The organism is Bradyrhizobium sp. CAR08, from assembly GCF_052871955.1.
On record NZ_JBIXJX010000014.1, the window covers coordinates 14,208 to 28,562 of the forward strand.

Annotated in this window: 16 protein-coding genes; 8 read left to right on the plus strand and 8 right to left on the minus strand. The window is 64.3% G+C overall.

From position 1 onward, the window contains the following. Positions 1–57 precede the first annotated feature (57 nt). Positions 58–2,127, minus strand: a complete 2,070-nt coding sequence (gene uvrC / locus ACIPUD_RS26780) for an excinuclease ABC subunit UvrC (RefSeq protein WP_204512374.1) — start codon at positions 2,125–2,127, stop codon at positions 58–60. 249 nt (positions 2,128–2,376) lie between these two features. On the opposite strand from uvrC, the gene ACIPUD_RS26785 reads away from it, so the two are divergent. Next, positions 2,377–3,000, plus strand: coding sequence for an outer membrane protein (locus ACIPUD_RS26785; protein WP_446481854.1), 624 nt, complete (start codon positions 2,377–2,379; stop codon positions 2,998–3,000). 71 nt (positions 3,001–3,071) lie between these two features. Here the strand turns inward: ACIPUD_RS26785 and ACIPUD_RS26790 are convergent, their stop codons facing one another. The 4 genes from ACIPUD_RS26790 to ACIPUD_RS26805 all read right to left on the minus strand — a co-directional run bounded on the left by ACIPUD_RS26790 (position 3,072) and on the right by ACIPUD_RS26805 (position 5,727). Continuing rightward, a complete protein-coding gene (locus tag ACIPUD_RS26790) occupies positions 3,072–3,287 on the minus strand; it encodes a cold-shock protein (protein WP_007614865.1) in 216 nt (71 codons plus the stop codon). A gap of 250 nt (positions 3,288–3,537) precedes the next feature. Next, positions 3,538–4,398: a 23S rRNA (adenine(2030)-N(6))-methyltransferase RlmJ gene (locus ACIPUD_RS26795; RefSeq protein ID WP_018453496.1), complete on the minus strand. Its 861-nt coding sequence runs from the start codon at positions 4,396–4,398 to the stop codon at positions 3,538–3,540. A gap of 52 nt (positions 4,399–4,450) precedes the next feature. Next, on the minus strand, positions 4,451–5,143 hold the full coding sequence (locus ACIPUD_RS26800) for a ribonuclease T2 family protein (protein WP_026232541.1): 693 nt from the start codon (positions 5,141–5,143) through the stop codon (positions 4,451–4,453). 119 nt (positions 5,144–5,262) lie between these two features. Next, positions 5,263–5,727, minus strand: a complete 465-nt coding sequence (locus tag ACIPUD_RS26805; RefSeq protein WP_018453498.1) for a hypothetical protein — start codon at positions 5,725–5,727, stop codon at positions 5,263–5,265. Positions 5,728–5,909: 182 nt separating this feature from the next. Here ACIPUD_RS26805 and ACIPUD_RS26810 point away from each other — a divergent pair, with 182 nt between their 5' ends. Continuing rightward, the gene (locus tag ACIPUD_RS26810) at positions 5,910–6,203 is read left to right on the plus strand and encodes a hypothetical protein (RefSeq protein ID WP_026232542.1); all 294 of its coding nucleotides are present in this window, start codon (positions 5,910–5,912) and stop codon (positions 6,201–6,203) included. A 43-nt stretch (positions 6,204–6,246) separates the two neighbouring features. After that, positions 6,247–6,777, plus strand: a complete 531-nt coding sequence (locus ACIPUD_RS26815; protein ID WP_446481855.1) for a DUF3617 domain-containing protein — start codon at positions 6,247–6,249, stop codon at positions 6,775–6,777. A 169-nt stretch (positions 6,778–6,946) separates the two neighbouring features. On the opposite strand, the gene ACIPUD_RS26820 is transcribed toward ACIPUD_RS26815, so the two are convergent. Genes ACIPUD_RS26820 through ACIPUD_RS26830 form a run of 3 tightly spaced genes read right to left on the minus strand, consistent with a single transcriptional unit; the run spans position 6,947 to position 9,620 of the window. After that, a complete protein-coding gene (locus tag ACIPUD_RS26820; protein WP_018453501.1) occupies positions 6,947–8,335 on the minus strand; it encodes an ATP-binding protein in 1,389 nt (462 codons plus the stop codon). A 17-nt stretch (positions 8,336–8,352) separates the two neighbouring features. After that, positions 8,353–9,084, minus strand: a complete 732-nt coding sequence (locus tag ACIPUD_RS26825) for a response regulator (protein ID WP_018453502.1) — start codon at positions 9,082–9,084, stop codon at positions 8,353–8,355. Then, positions 9,081–9,620 carry a MarR family winged helix-turn-helix transcriptional regulator gene (locus ACIPUD_RS26830; protein ID WP_446481856.1) on the minus strand — a complete coding sequence of 180 codons (540 nt, stop codon included), beginning with the start codon at positions 9,618–9,620 and terminating at the stop codon, positions 9,081–9,083. Before ACIPUD_RS26830 ends, ACIPUD_RS26825 begins: the two co-directional genes overlap by 4 nt. A 339-nt stretch (positions 9,621–9,959) precedes the next feature. On the opposite strand from ACIPUD_RS26830, the gene ACIPUD_RS26835 reads away from it, so the two are divergent. From ACIPUD_RS26835 to ACIPUD_RS26855, 5 genes are all read left to right on the plus strand, one after another. After that, on the plus strand, positions 9,960–11,042 hold the full coding sequence (locus tag ACIPUD_RS26835) for a branched-chain amino acid aminotransferase (protein WP_026232543.1): 1,083 nt from the start codon (positions 9,960–9,962) through the stop codon (positions 11,040–11,042). A 268-nt stretch (positions 11,043–11,310) separates the two neighbouring features. Next, positions 11,311–11,835, plus strand: a complete 525-nt coding sequence (locus tag ACIPUD_RS26840) for a YegJ family protein (RefSeq protein WP_018453504.1) — start codon at positions 11,311–11,313, stop codon at positions 11,833–11,835. Between the two features lie 50 nt (positions 11,836–11,885). Beyond that, positions 11,886–13,406 carry a histidine--tRNA ligase gene (hisS, locus tag ACIPUD_RS26845; RefSeq protein WP_446481857.1) on the plus strand — a complete coding sequence of 507 codons (1,521 nt, stop codon included), beginning with the start codon at positions 11,886–11,888 and terminating at the stop codon, positions 13,404–13,406. A gap of 55 nt (positions 13,407–13,461) precedes the next feature. After that, complete coding sequence (locus ACIPUD_RS26850) at positions 13,462–13,710, plus strand: tautomerase family protein (RefSeq protein WP_083926322.1); 249 nt, start codon at positions 13,462–13,464, stop codon at positions 13,708–13,710. A 183-nt stretch (positions 13,711–13,893) separates the two neighbouring features. Continuing rightward, complete coding sequence (locus ACIPUD_RS26855) at positions 13,894–14,298, plus strand: thioesterase family protein (protein WP_018453507.1); 405 nt, start codon at positions 13,894–13,896, stop codon at positions 14,296–14,298. The last annotated feature ends 57 nt before the right edge of the window (positions 14,299–14,355 follow it).

Here is a 14,355-nt window from a genome sequence, read left to right on the forward strand (position 1 = left end):
GCTCCCCAAATGGGGTGCGGGATGCGACGACCATATGACCGCGGCCCCCCTTTTATTTCACCCCGGCTGGGGATGGAAATACTCGAAAATCCTGCGGGCGCTCTCGGCGCTCACCCCCGGAACCTTACCGAGATCGGTGATCGAGGCCCGTTCGATCTCCTTCAGGGTTCCGAAATGATGCAGCAAGGCACGTTTGCGTGACGGACCGATGCCAGGAATCTCCTGCAAGCCGGCCTCGCGGATGTCCTTCTTGCGCAGCTTGCGGTGCGAGCCGATGACGAAACGGTGCGCCTCGTCCCGCAGCCGCTGGATGAAATAGAGCACGGGGTCGCGCGGCTCCAGCTTGATCGCCTCGCGCTCCGGCATGAACAGGGTCTCGCGGCCGGCATCCCGGTCCGGCCCCTTGGCCACCGACATCAGCGCCACCTGGGTCAGGCCGAGATTTGCAAAGATGTCCCGGACCGCGTTGAGCTGGCCGCGGCCGCCATCGATGATCACGAGATCGGGCCATTGCGGGAAGTCGTCGTCCTTGGCTTTGGCCGCGTTGTCCTCGGGTGGATTGATCAAGCGCTTGAAACGGCGTTCGAGCACCTCGCGCATCATCCCGTAATCGTCGCCGGGCGTCAGGCCCTCCGACTTGATGTTGAACTTGCGGTACTGGTTCTTCACAAAACCGTCCGGGCCGGCGACGATCATGGCACCCACCGCGTTGGTGCCCTGGATGTGGCTGTTGTCGTAGACCTCGATCCGCTTCGGCGCATGCGTCAGGCTCAGGGTCGTGGCCATGGCGTCCAGCAGGCGGCTCTGCGTCGCGGTGTCCGCGAGCTTGCGGCCCAGGGCCTCGCGCGCGTTGGTGAGCGCGTGGGTAACGAGCTCCTTCTTCTCGCCGCGCTTCGGCATGGACACCTCGACCTTGCGGCCGGCCTTGATCGACAGCGCGTTGGCGAGCAGCTCGCTCTCCTCGATCTCGTGCGAGAGCAGGATATTCCTCGGCGGCGGCTTGTCGTCATAGAACTGGGCGAGGAAGGAGCCGAGCACCTCTTCCGGCGTATATGTCTTCTCCGCGCGCGGGAAATAGGCGCGGTTGCCCCAGTTCTGCCCGGTGCGGAAGAAGAACACTTCGACGCAGGAGAAGCCGCCCTCCTGGTGGATGGCGAACACGTCGGCTTCTTCCACCGTGCGCGGATTGATGCCCTGCTGCGACTGGATCGCGGACAGCGCAGCGAGGCGGTCGCGGTAGAGCGCGGCGCTCTCGAATTCGAGCTCGCCGGAGGCCTTCTCCATCTCCGCGGCAAGCTCCTGCTTCACCGCATGGCTCCTGCCGGACAGGAAGTCGCTCGCCTCGCGCACCAGGGTCGTGTAGCCGGGGAAGTCGATCTCGCGGGTGCAGGGGCCGGCGCAACGGCGGATCTGGTAGAGCAGGCAGGGCCGCGAGCGACTCTCGAAGAAGGAATCCGTGCAGGAGCGGATCAGGAACGCGCGCTGAAGTGCGGTGATGGTGCGGTTGACGGCGCCGGCGGAGGCGAACGGGCCGAAATAGCGACCCGGCCGCGTCTGCGCGCCGCGATGCTTCAGGATCTGCGGCGCCCAATGGTCGCCCGTGATCAGGATATAGGGAAACGACTTGTCGTCGCGCAGCTGCACGTTGAAGCGCGGCCGAAGCTGCTTGATGAGGTTGGCCTCCAGCAGCAGGGCTTCGGTCTCGGTGTGGGTCGAGATGATTTCCACGGTCACCGTGGCGGCGATCATGCGCAGGATGCGCGCCGGCTGCGGCGCACTCTGGCGCGCATAGTTCGACAGGCGCTTTTTGACGTTCTTGGCCTTGCCGACATAGAGCACGTCGGCATTCGCATTGAGCATGCGGTAGACGCCGGGCGAGGTGGGGGCGAGGCGCACCGCGCGTTCGATCGCCTCGTGGCCGGTCGCCAGCGGCTCTTCGCCGACGGTGCCGCTCTCTTCCAGGATGTCCGGCAGCCGCGCATCGTCCTCGTCGTCGCCATTCGCAGTGGCGGGATCGAGGTCCGGCGGCGCGGCTTCCGTTTCCTGGGGCGGGACGTCGGGTGCTTTGCCGCGCACGGGTTTGCGTACGCGTGCGTCGTCCGGATTGTCGGGGGAATCGTGAACCATGGTGCGAATTTAAGCGCTGCGGGTGTCGATTTGAAGTTCCGGCCGAGCGGCACGCACAGGATGGCGGCGCAGTTCCCGGTAACGCTTGCTTAAGCCTGTTAACAGCGCGGTAACCCGGCTTAACAGGCCTTTAACTTAAAACTCTCGATAAATCTTACGCGAAAAATGGTGGTTCCGTAACCATGCGGTTTTGCCTCGCGCGGCGGCGCGGGCATCGCAGCGGTGACGGGAGTTGCGTTGGAGTGTGTGATGAAGAGGCTCGTTGTGGGCGCAGCCGCGTTGGCTGCGGTCGGCTGGACGGCTTCGGCAGAGGCCGCCGATCTCAATTACGGGCAGCGTGCGCCCTACACGGTCAATCAGCCGCTCAATGCTTATAGCTGGGCCGGTCCGTATCTCGGTGGCAATCTCGGCTACGAATGGGGTTCGGTGAGCAACAATCCCGCAAAACCGTCGGGCTTCGTCGGCGGCGTTCAGGCCGGCTACAATTTCCAGAACGGCCCATGGGTGTTCGGCGTCGAGGGCGACATCCAGGCCGCCGGTGCCGACGACACCTTCGCGCCGTGGAAGTTCTCCAATCCGTGGTTCGGCACCTTGCGCGGCCGCGCCGGCTACGCCTTCAGCAACGTGCTGTTCTACGGCACGGCGGGCCTCGCCTTCGGCGAGCTGCGCGCGCAGACGTTCGGCTGGACCGAGTCGCACACCAGCGCCGGCTGGACCATCGGTGCCGGCGCGGAAGTTATGTTCGCGCTGAACTGGAGCGCCAAGCTCGAATATCTCTATATCGATCTGTCGACGAGTCAGTTCGCGATTACGGGCGTGTCAAACGGCTATAGCGCCAGCGTTGTGCGCGCAGGCGTGAACTATCACTTCTGATAGCTAAAGAAGAAAATACCGGACCAACCTCCCGGCCGCTTGCGGCCGGGATTTTTTTGACGCTTGGCTCGCTAGGGAAGGATGACCAAATCGACCGCCTTCGGCCCCTTGCCCTTCTTGTCCGGTTCGACTTCGAAAGTAATACGCTGTCCTTCGGCAAGGTCCTTCAGTCCGGCCCGCTCCACAGCAGTAATATGTACGAAGACGTCGCGGCCCCCGTCGTCCGGTTTGATGAATCCGTAGCCGCGCTCACCGTTGAAAAACTTGACCGTTCCCGTCATGGCCATCGGGAAACTCCCCCTCATTGCTCCTCCGTCGTGACGCAGACGCGCGTCACGACATGACCGGGCCTTACGAAGCCCGGGAGCTGGCCATCCTTCGGCAGACCATTCGGTCCGACTGGATCTTTCTTAGGCCTTCACTCCGCCGCAACCATTCGCGGAAGCGGAACGTAAAGCCAGTCACCGCAACAGCATAATACGGTTCTCTGCAGATTGACTACCGCTCCTGCATATTTTTCCCAAGAATGCCGGAGTGTTACGGTCTCGGCACCTCCAATCGGAATCTGGCAGCGCCACCCTGGCCGAGCGGCATTTCCAGCTCCGGCAGGATCGTCTTGAGTTCGCCGTGCAGCGTGTAAGGCGGATTGACGATCAAGAGCCCGCTGGAGGTGAGGGCTGCGCCGTCGGCTTGCGGCGCCACGCTGAATTCGAGGCGCAGGCATTTTCCCGGCGGCTTTGCTGCGGCTGCGAGCCGCGCCACTGATTGCACCAGCGTGTCGGTGGCGCGTCGGCTCTTGGCGGGATACCAGATTACATAGATACCGGTCGGCCATTTCGCGAAAGCCGCCGAGAAGGCCTCTGCGAGCTTTTCGAACTCGTCCTTTGCCTCGAAGGGCGGGTCGATCAGAACGAGCCCACGCCGTTCCTTCGGCGGCACGAAAGCCGGCAGCGCCATCCAGCCGTCGAGGTCGACCACGCGGGCCTGTTCGTCGCGGCGCAGTACGCCGATCAGCGCCTTGCGCGCCTTCGGCTCGAGCTCGCAGAGCAAGAGGCGGTCCTGCGGCCTCAGCAGGCCGCGTGCGATCAGCGGCGAGCCCGGATAGGCCTTGAGCTCGCCCTTCGGATTGAAGGCGCGGACGATGTCGAGATAGGGCTTGGTCAGCGCCATGGCGTCGTTCGACAACCGCGCCTGCATCAGCCGCGCAATGCCCGTCAGCCACTCGCCGCCCCGGCGCGCTTCGTCGCTTTCGAGATCGTAGAGGCCAGCGCCGGCATGGGTGTCGATGACGCGGAACGCACCCGGCTTGTCCTGGAGATAGGTGATGATGCGCGTCAGCACGATGTGCTTGATGACATCGGCGAAGTTGCCGGCATGGAAGGCGTGGCGGTAATTCATGCAAGAGCACTACGCCACGTGACGGCCCGAGCAAAGAGGCACGACGCCTGGGCTAGCCACCCCGGATCGGCGGCATCGTCACCTGGTCGCGGCGGCAGGCGCGGCGGTCGATCTCCTCGCAGGCGCGGAATTGCAGGTCCTTGCTGAGGCAGATGCGGACTTCCGATAGCCGCGTCCGGTTGCAGGTGATCGAGACGGCGGCATTGCTGAGGCCCGGATTGGCCTTGATGAAGGCTTCCTCCACCTCCGCCGGCGCCACGGTCTTGGCCTGCGATAGATCGAGATACTCGGCTGGAATCTTGATCGCGGCGCGCGCCTTGCGGATCGTCTCGAAATAGCTGCGGTCAGCGAGCCCCGAGCAGGTGCCGTGCTTGTCCCACTCATTGAAGATCAGCCCCGGCGCCGGCATCAGATCGAGCATGGAGGAGACGATGCTGCGGTTCAGCCGCGGCGAGGGCCGCTGGCAATATTCCGGAAATCCGCTCTCATATTGCGGCCACAAACCATGCACCACGAAAGCGTAGGGCCGTCCGCTGCACTGGGTCTGCGAGCGGCCGCCGCGCTCCGCCGCCTCCTCGCAGAAAGAGGGCGACCAAGACAGTGACAGCACATAAAAATCGAATTCGCCGGGCGTGTTCTGCCGCTTGTCCTGGGCCTTTGCGCCATCGGCCAGCGCAGCCAGCCCGGCCGCAAGCGTCAGCGAGATCATCAGGCGGGAGAACGAATGCAATCTGGAATGAAACATGGCGACGCCCCTCAACTAGACTGTGCAGGCAAGCCTAGCAGGCGATAAGAACATTTCAAGAACAAAATGCGGGCGACCGTCGTTCGGCCGCCTGATCGGTCCGGATCAGAACGTTTCAATTACTGTTTGGCGGCGCGGCAGGCCGGGTTGTAGGCCCAGTTGCGGTCGAGCCCGACCACGCACCATTCGACGCCTTGGCCGTAGCCGGCGAAGCCGCCATCCTCCACGATCGAGAAATGCACCTTGCGCATCTTGCCGTCCGTGAGCATGGCCTCGCCGGTGCAATAGCGGCGCGGGATGTTGTCGGATGCCCAAGGCCGGAACGCGGTCTCGTGAACTGCGGCGAAGCCGGTGATCTTCAACGAAGAATTCCAGAACGCGCTTTCTTTCTCCCAGAACTGGGTCGCGATCGTCGGCAGTGCCCTGTCGCACTCGGAGACGTTGCCGTCATAGCGCGGCCCGCTCAGCCAGAAATTCAGCTCCAGCGGATTGGCGGCCCTGGCCTCGCCGAGCGACAGCGCCCCGAACAGGAGGCCGAGCACGGCGGCAAAGCGGAGCGATTTCAGGAAGGTCGAGGCGCGCATGGATGATCCAGACAGCATGATCTGCAAGGGTCGGACGGTGCCGTGAAGGCCGGGGGAGGTCAAGTGCAGCGCGGCAACACTTGCCGACGAGTTGACCGCAATGCTGCGTTGGACCGGCCATCCGTTCTTTCCACCGCCGCGCCGACACCGTAAACTGCCGCCAACCAATCGGAGTGACGGGAATGCGAATCATTGCGGCCGCGGGCCTACTTGCCTTGGGTATGATGGCGAGCCAGTCGGCGCATGCCGATCTGCTTCCGGTGCCTCCGTTCAAGGGCAACGACACCGGCGGCATCATCGCCTATTCGATGGCAACCCAGGTCGATGCGCGGCAGGTCGCGGTCGATCACTGCGCGCGCTATGGCAAAGTCGCCAAATTCCTGGCGGTGCAGGCCTATGAGGGCGGCTACATCTCGTTCTCCTGCCGCTGGGTGCCCTATGGCGCCGCCGACCAGCCGATCCGCACGCTCTACTGAGGCGCTTTCGCACGCCGCTACCTCTCAGCCGGGAACTTCCCACATGACGCGCAAACTCGCTTTGCTCGGCTCCGCCCTTTGCCTCGTGTTGTCGGCAGGCAGCGCTCGCGCTGACGACCTGCCGGTGCGTAAGGCGGGGCTGTGGGAATTGAAGATGGTCCGGACCGGCACGCCGGTGCCCGAGATGACCATGCAGCACTGCACCGACGAGACCGTCGACAAGGAAATGAACAACAACGTCTCGCCGATGGCCAAGCAGATCTGCGCCAAGCAGGACATCAAGAAGACCGCGACCGGCTATGTCAGCGATTCCGAGTGCAATGTCGCCGGCATCAGCACGACTTCGCATGCTGAGATCACCGGCGATTTCAATTCGGCCTATACGGTGAAGACGTCGTCGCACGCGCAAGGCGGCGCCGCCGGCGCGGCAGGCCGCGACACGACCGTGCAGCTCGAAGCGAAATGGCTGGGAGCCTGCAAGCCGGACCAGAAGCCCGGCGACATCGTGATGCCCGGCGGCTTCAAGATGAACGTGCGTGACATGGAAAAGCTGAAGGCGCTGCTGCCGAAGTAGGGCTCTTCCCCTCTCCCCTTGTGGGAGAGGGTGGCTCGCCGCGCAGCGGCGAGACGGGTGAGGGGTTTGTCTCCGCGTGTGACTCTTTTCGCTTTGAATTCGCGGAGAGAGACCCCTCATCCGGCGCTTCGCGCCACCTTCTCCCACAGGGGGAGAAGGGAAGAGGCAGCTACACCGGTATCCGCACGCTCGCCCTCAATCCGCCCATCGGACTGTCGCCAAGCGTGATGTCGCCGCCGTGCGAGCGGGCGATGTCGCGGGCGATCGCGAGGCCAAGACCTGTGCCGCCTTCATCCTGGTTGCGGGCGTTGTCGAGCCGCAGGAATGGCTTGAACACCTCTTCGCGTAAGTGCGCGGGGATGCCCGGCCCGTCGTCGTCCACCGTCACGGTCAAATAACGGTGATCGCGCTGGCCGGTGATGGCGATGCTCTTGCCGTAGCGGGCGGCGTTGGTGACGAGGTTGGCGAGGCAGCGCTTGAACGAGGCCGGCTTCACCGTGACCACAGGCAATCCGTTGAATGCGACGGTCGCCGTGTGGCCGTGGCGCTCGGCGTCGCTGCGCAGCTCCTCGAGGGCCTGCGCCATGTCGGTCGGCTGCGACTGCTCGCCGGAATCGCCGCGGGCAAACGCCAGGTAGTCCTCGAGCATCATCGACATCTCGTCGACGTCCTTGCGCATGCCCTCCATCTCGGGGCTGTCGCCGATCAGCGCCAGTTCGAGCTTGAACCGCGTCAGGATCGTGCGCAGATCGTGGCTGACCCCGGCGAGCATCGCGGTGCGCTGCTCCATCGTCCGCTCGATGCGCGACTTCATTTCGAGGAAGGCGACGGACGCGCGCCGCACCTCGCGCGCGCCGCGCGGGCGGAAATTCGGCGCCTCGCGGCCCTTGCCAAAACTTTCGGCGGCGTCGGCAAGCCGCAGGATCGGCTTGATCTGGTTGCGCAGGAATAGCACTGCGACGATCAGCAGGATCGAGGACGTGCCGACCATCCAGAACAGGAAAATCTCCGAGTTCGAGGCATAGGCGGCGCTGCGCTGCGCGAACACGCGCATCACGGCGTCGTCGAGCTGGATCCGGATCTCGACGAGATTGGAGCGGCCGACCGTGTCGATCCAGAAGGAGCGCCCGATCTGGCGGCCGAGCTGCACCGACAGCGTCTGGTCGAGCAGCGAGAAGAACGGCTTTGGTCCCGGCGGCGGCATGTCGCCGGCCGGGAGGAAATCGACGACGAGGCCCAGGCGCTGCTGCGCGATGCGGCGGATCTGGTCGCGATCCTTGTCTTGCGGGTAGCCCTTGTAGACGTCGATCAGCGCGGCGATGTCCTGCACCACCGCGGCCGACAGGCGGCGTGTCACCGTGTTCCAGTGCCGCTCCATGAACACGAAGGCGACCACCGATTGCAGGATCACCATCGGCACGATCATGATCAGCAGCGCACGCGCATAAAGGCCGGTCGGCATCCAGCCCTTGAACGCATTGCCCATCCAGCCATTGGCGGCGGAGACGCGGCCGGCGGCGCTCTTCAAAAGCGTCAGGCCGGTATCGATCGTGCTCATCGGTGGCGGTTCACTCTTTATGGCGAGGCTACCAGCCGGTAGCCGATGCCGCGCACGGCCTGGAGGAACAGCGGATTGGCGGGATCGGTCTCGATCTTGCGCCGCAGGCGGTTGATCTGCACGTCGACGGCGCGCTCGTTGACGCTGCCATTGCCGGTCAGCGCGCTGCGCGGCACGGTCTCGCCCGGTGTCTCCGACAAAATCCGCAGCATCTCGCGCTCGCGGTCGGTGAGGTGAATGACGTCTTCGCCCTGGCGCAATTCGCCGCGGTCGAGGTGATAGATGTACGGGCCAAACGCGATCTTCTCGACCGCGGCGGCCTGTGGCGGCGGCGCGGCGCGCTTGAGGATGTTGTTGATGCGCAGCGCAAGCTCGCGCGGCTCGAACGGCTTTGCGACGTAATCGTCGGCACCGATCTGCAGGCCCTCGATGCGCGCTTCGGCTTCATGCCGCGCCGTCAGCATCACGATCGGCACCGAGGACGAGGTCCGGATGAAACGGGCGAGATCGAAGCCGGTCTCGCCGGGCATCATGACATCCAGGATCAAGAGGTCGAAGTGCAGGCCCAAAAGCTTGGAACGGGCATCGCTAGCGCTCGCGGCGGTCGAGACGCGATAACCTTCGCCGGCAAGGAAGCGCGAGAGCAGATCGCGGATGCGGCGGTCGTCATCGACCAGCAGGAGATGCGGGGCATCGTCTGCGGGACGTGCCGGCGGGCGTGCGAGCGTGGCAGCGAGCGGCACGGTCACTCCTTGTCCTGATTGACGGTGGCAAAGATCGTCTCGAGCACCTTGTCCGGATCGTCGCGGTCGATCATCGCGCGCAGGAAGCGCTTGACGGTCTCGGCATCCTGCGGCGCCATCTCGGCAAGCGCCTTGGTGATGCGCGTGGTCTGGAGGCCGGCGAGCTTCTGCACCAGCGCCTCGCCCTTCGGTGTCGCAAACAGCAGGCGTTGGCGGCGATCATTGTCGCCGGTCTTCTGCACGATATAGCCCTCGTCCAGGAGCTGCTTGAGCACCCGGCCGAGCGATTGCTTGGTGATGCGCAGGACGTCGAGGAGGTCGGCGACCTTGAGGCCGGGATAACGATAGACAAAGTGCATGACGCGGTGATGGGCCCGGCCGAAGCCGAACGCCTCCAGCTCCTGGTCGGGATCGCCGACAAAATCGCGATAGGCGAAGAACAGCAGTTCGATGATATCCCAGCGCAAATTGCCTCCGTCGTCTGCGGCCGGCCGCGGCCCGGCTGCGTCTTGAGAAGGAGTCGCGAGATTTATGTCAGGCATATTGACGTATCTTGGTCTCAATGTTACAAAACGATCAGCCCGCACGAAATTTTAGATCGTTTCGCGTCGGGTGGGCATCGAAGCAAGGCGGCCGCAGTGGGCCGGACAGGCGGAGACGGCCGGAGCAGATCTACCGTGCGATTGTCGAACGGCATTTCGGCAAAACATACTGGACTTCCGTCTTCCGCAAAAGCATGTCCTCGGTGACATGCTGGCCACGGAAACCGGCCGTAACAAGGCTGGCGGCGGTCCGGCCAGAAACCAATCGAGCCAGCCGGGCCCAAATCGGGGCAGGCGGGTGCCACAACGGCGCCGCTACCGGCAGCGGGAGGCAAGGACATGAGCATGAAATTCGACATCCAGCCCGCATCCAATCCGACCTCCGAGAAGGATCGGGTCGCCAAGCTGGTCGACCCCGGTTTCGGGCGGGTCTTCACCGACCACATGGCAGTGGTCCGCTACAACCAGGCCAAGGGCGGCTGGTACGAGGCGCGTGTCGAGGCCCGCGCCAATTTCCAGCTCGATCCGGCCGGCGCCGTCCTGCACTACGCCCAGGAAATTTTTGAAGGCCTCAAGGCCTACAAGCGCGACGACGGCGGCGTGAACCTGTTTCGCCCCGATGCCAATGCCCGGCGCTTCAAGGACTCGGCGGACCGCATGGCGATGGCGCAGCTCCCTGAAGACGTCTTCATCGAGGCGGTCGAGCAAATCGTGCGCATCGATCGCGCCTGGATGCCGGGCGGCGAGGGTAGCCTTTACCTGCGCCCCTTCATGATCGCGAGCGAGACCTTCCTCGGCGTCAAGCCGTCGTCCGAATACATTTTCGCGGTGATCGCCTCGCCGGTCGGCTCCTACTTCAAGGGCGGCCCCGCGCCGGTCTCGATCTGGGTGTCGGAGAATTACACGCGCGCTGCCGTCGGCGGCACCGGCGCCGTCAAATGCGGCGGCAACTATGCCGCAAGCCTGCGTGCGCAGGCCGAGGCGATCCAGCACGGCTGCGACCAGGTCGTCTTTCTCGATGCAATCGAGCGCCGCTACATCGAAGAGCTCGGCGGCATGAATGTGTTCTTCGTGTTCGACGACGGGTCGCTCTCGACGCCGCCGCTGGGCACCATCCTGCCCGGCATCACCCGCGACTCCATCATTGCGCTGGCCAAAGACGCCGGCAAGACCGTGCGTGAGGAGCCGTACTCGCTCGACCAGTGGCGCAAGGATGCGGCCAGCGGCAAGCTGAAGGAAGCGTTTGCCTGCGGCACCGCCGCCGTGATCTCGCCGATCGGCACGGTGCGCTCGGTGAGCGGCGATTTCGAGATCAGCGGCGGTGCCGCGGGCCCCGTCGCCATGGGCCTGCGCAAGCAGCTCGTCGACATCCAGTACGGCCGCACCAATGATCCGCACAACTGGATCCGGAAGGTGGATTGAGGCCCTTCTTCCTTCTCCCCTTGTGGGAGAAGGTGGCGCGAAGCGCCGGATGAGGGGTTCTATCCGCGAGTTCAAGGGTCAGTTGGACTCGCGGATAGAACCCCTCACCCGTCTCGCCGCTACGCGGCGAGCCACCCTCTCCCACAAGGGGAGAGGGGAAAAGGGCATCGCTGGTTGGCTTTTCTCGCCATGAACGCGACACCATGATCGTGCGACAAAGTCCAAGACCTCGCATACCCAGACATCGAGTCATCCGGACATCGCGATCATGACATCCACTCTTCCCCAGTCCCTGAAATGGGTCGTTCTTGCCGCGGTCACCGGCATCACCGTATTCGGCATTCTGACCATCGGCCCCAAGCCGGACGTCTCCGCTGAGGGCCGTTCGCCCGTCGTCGACGTGCGCACCACCGATCCGGAGATGAACACCGCGATCGCGCGCGCCCGCGGCACGCTGCCGACCTTTTGGGCCTCCTACGAGGCGCCGAAGCCGTCGGAGACAGGGCATGCCCTGAAGGTGCACTTTTCGACCCGCAAAGGCGGTGAGCACATCTGGATGGCCGAGGTGAAGAAGCTACCCAATGGGGCCTATTCCGGCCTCTTCGCCAACGAGCCACGCGATCTGGCCGGCAAGCGGGCAGGCGATAAGGTCGAATTCACTGAAGCCGACATCTCGGACTGGATGTTCATGCGCAACGGCAAGATCGTCGGCGGCGAAACCATCAAGCCAACGCTGAAGTCGCTGCCGAAAGCGGATGCCGACGCGCTCCGGGCGCGGATGGAGCAGCCGTAAGCGATTACCCGGCAGTTGCCGCATCACGCGTCGGCTGGTAAATGCCGCGCATGGCCGAAAAACCCAAAAAATCCCAGAAGCTGAAGGCGCGGCTGCCGCGCGGGCTCGAGGATCGCGATCCCGCCGCGATCCGGGCGACGCGCGAGATGGTGGAGAAGATCCGCGCCGTCTACGAGCTCTACGGCTTCGAGCCCGTGGAAACGCCGGCGATGGAATACACCGATGCGCTCGGCAAGTTCCTGCCCGACCAGGATCGTCCGAACGAGGGCGTGTTCTCGTTCCAGGACGACGACGAGCAGTGGATCAGCTTACGCTACGATCTGACCGCGCCGCTCGCGCGCTATGTCGGCGAGCGCTACGGGACCGACGGTCTTGTGTTGCCCTATCGCAGCTATCGCGTGGGCTACGTCTTCCGCAACGAGAAGCCTGGCCCCGGCCGATTCCGCCAGTTCATGCAGTTCGATGCGGACACGGTCGGCTCGGCGACGCCGGCGGCGGATGCAGAGATCTGCATGATGGCGGCCGACACGATGGAAGCGCTGGGCATTGCGCGCGGCTCGTATGTCGTGAAGGTGAACAACCGCAAGGTGCTCGACGGCGTTCTGGAAGCCATCGGGCTCGGCGGCGAAGAGAACGCAGCACGCAGATTGACCGTGCTGCGCGCGATCGACAAGCTCGACAAATTTCCCGCCGAGGAAGTTCGCAAACTGCTCGGTCCCGGTAGATGGGATGGCGGCGAAGAAGGCAAGGGCGACTTCACGAAGGGCGCCAATTTGAGCGCGTCGGAGGCTGACGTCGTTCTCGCCATCACCAAACCGCGCGACGATTGGAAAGAGGCGATCGCCGCGGCGGAGGTCTATCTCGCCAAGAGCGAAGTCGGTCAGGCCGGCGTGAGCGAGCTGGAAGAGATCGCGAAACTGGTGACGGCGTCGGGGTACGGCGCGGACCGCATCAAGATCGATCCCTCCGTGGTGCGCGGTCTCGAATATTACACGGGCCCCGTCTACGAGGTCGAACTGCTGCTCGAGACCAAGGATGACAAGGGCCGCCCGGTCCGCTTCGGCTCGGTCGGCGGTGGTGGCCGCTATGATGGTCTCGTCTCGCGCTTTCGCGGCGAGCCGGTGCCGGCGACCGGATTCTCGATCGGCGTGTCGCGGCTTCAGGCAGCGCTGTCGCTGCTCGGCAAGCTCGACACGAAGCCCGGGTTTGGCCCCGTTGTCGTCACCGTGTTCGACCGCGACCGCGTCGCCGACTATCAGAAGATGGTCGCATTGTTGCGAACCGCCGGCATTCGCGCCGAGCTCTATCTCGGCAATCCCAAGAACATGGGCAACCAGCTCAAATATGCCGATCGCCGCAATGCGCCCTGCGTCATCATCCAGGGCTCGGATGAAAAAGCGCGTGGCGAGGTGCAGATCAAGGATCTGATCGAGGGCGCGAAGGCGGCGGCCGCGATCGCTTCCAACCAGGAATGGCGCGAGAGCCGCCCGGCGCAGTTCTCGTGCAGCGAGGCCGACCTCGTCGCCAAAGTGCGCGAGGTGTTGGCGCGCCATGACGTGAGCTGGGGCTAGCCATTCGCTGACGTCGCCATGCCCGGGCTTGTCCCGGACATCTACCTCCTGTTTGATGGCGCCCGTCAATGGCCGGTGTCCGGCCCCAAGGGAGAGAAAAATGCCTGAGATCACTGTCAGCATGGCCGAAGGCCGCACCGACGAACAAAAGGCCGGCATGATGCGCGACATCACCCAGGCACTGGTGAAGAATCTCGGCGTCGATGCCGACGCCGTCGTCATCCAGATCAATGAAGCCCCGCTCCGCCACAAGATGAAGGGCGGCAAGACGTTCGTGGAGCGCGCGGCGGCTGCGAAGAAGTAGCCGGCGCTGGTTCGGCAACCACAAAGGTCGTCCTGGCGAAAGCCAAGGACCCATTACCCCAAGCGGCAGTTGTCGCAGCAGGTCGTGGTTTAGACCGCGCATGACAATGTTGGGTCGGGGTAATGGGTCCTGGATCGGCGCTCCGCTTCGCTGCGCTTGTCCAGGACGACGGGGGGAGGCCCCATGGACGCACGCGACTTCATCAAGGTCGGCATGAGCGCCGAGCGCACGCTGGTGGTGCCGGTGGAGCGCACGGTCGGGCATTTCGTGCCCGGCATGCCGATGGTCTATGCGACGCCGATGATGATCCTGGAAATGGAGATGACGTCGGGCGATGCGATTCGTGCGGCGCTTCAGCCGGGCTGGGTCACCGTCGGCACCGAGGTCGATATCCGCCATCTTGCAGCAGCCCTCGTCGGTGCGACGGTGCGGACCACTGCGAAGGTTTTCGCGGTCGAGCGCCGCGTCATCCGCTTCGAGGTCGAGGCCTTCGAAGGCCCGCGAAAACTCGGCGAAGGGCGCCACGCGCGCGGGCTCGTCAATGTCGAGATGTTCAACAAGCGGCTAGCCGCAGGCTCGAAATCGTAGGGTGGGCAAAGGCGCGCAGCGCCGTGCCCACCATCTTTCCGCGATTGCATTCGAATG

Excerpts from the sequence above, each read along its gene's own strand:
- ACIPUD_RS26855 (WP_018453507.1), top strand. The coding sequence starts at position 13,894 with ATGGACGCACGCGACTTCATCAAGGTCGGCATGAGCGCCGAGCGCACG.
- ACIPUD_RS26840 (WP_018453504.1), top strand. The coding sequence starts at position 11,311 with ATGACATCCACTCTTCCCCAGTCCCTGAAATGGGTCGTTCTTGCCGCG.
- ACIPUD_RS26785 (WP_446481854.1), top strand. The coding sequence starts at position 2,377 with ATGAAGAGGCTCGTTGTGGGCGCAGCCGCGTTGGCTGCGGTCGGCTGG.
- ACIPUD_RS26795 (WP_018453496.1), bottom strand. The coding sequence starts at position 4,398 with ATGAATTACCGCCACGCCTTCCATGCCGGCAACTTCGCCGATGTCATC.
- ACIPUD_RS26835 (WP_026232543.1), top strand. The coding sequence starts at position 9,960 with ATGAGCATGAAATTCGACATCCAGCCCGCATCCAATCCGACCTCCGAG.
- ACIPUD_RS26815 (WP_446481855.1), top strand. The coding sequence starts at position 6,247 with ATGACGCGCAAACTCGCTTTGCTCGGCTCCGCCCTTTGCCTCGTGTTG.
- ACIPUD_RS26790 (WP_007614865.1), bottom strand. The coding sequence starts at position 3,287 with ATGGCCATGACGGGAACGGTCAAGTTTTTCAACGGTGAGCGCGGCTAC.
- ACIPUD_RS26800 (WP_026232541.1), bottom strand. The coding sequence starts at position 5,143 with ATGTTTCATTCCAGATTGCATTCGTTCTCCCGCCTGATGATCTCGCTG.
- ACIPUD_RS26830 (WP_446481856.1), bottom strand. The coding sequence starts at position 9,620 with ATGCCTGACATAAATCTCGCGACTCCTTCTCAAGACGCAGCCGGGCCG.
- hisS (WP_446481857.1), top strand. The coding sequence starts at position 11,886 with ATGGCCGAAAAACCCAAAAAATCCCAGAAGCTGAAGGCGCGGCTGCCG.
- ACIPUD_RS26850 (WP_083926322.1), top strand. The coding sequence starts at position 13,462 with ATGGCGCCCGTCAATGGCCGGTGTCCGGCCCCAAGGGAGAGAAAAATG.
- uvrC (WP_204512374.1), bottom strand. The coding sequence starts at position 2,127 with ATGGTTCACGATTCCCCCGACAATCCGGACGACGCACGCGTACGCAAA.
- ACIPUD_RS26820 (WP_018453501.1), bottom strand. The coding sequence starts at position 8,335 with ATGAGCACGATCGATACCGGCCTGACGCTTTTGAAGAGCGCCGCCGGC.
- ACIPUD_RS26810 (WP_026232542.1), top strand. The coding sequence starts at position 5,910 with ATGCGAATCATTGCGGCCGCGGGCCTACTTGCCTTGGGTATGATGGCG.
- ACIPUD_RS26805 (WP_018453498.1), bottom strand. The coding sequence starts at position 5,727 with ATGCGCGCCTCGACCTTCCTGAAATCGCTCCGCTTTGCCGCCGTGCTC.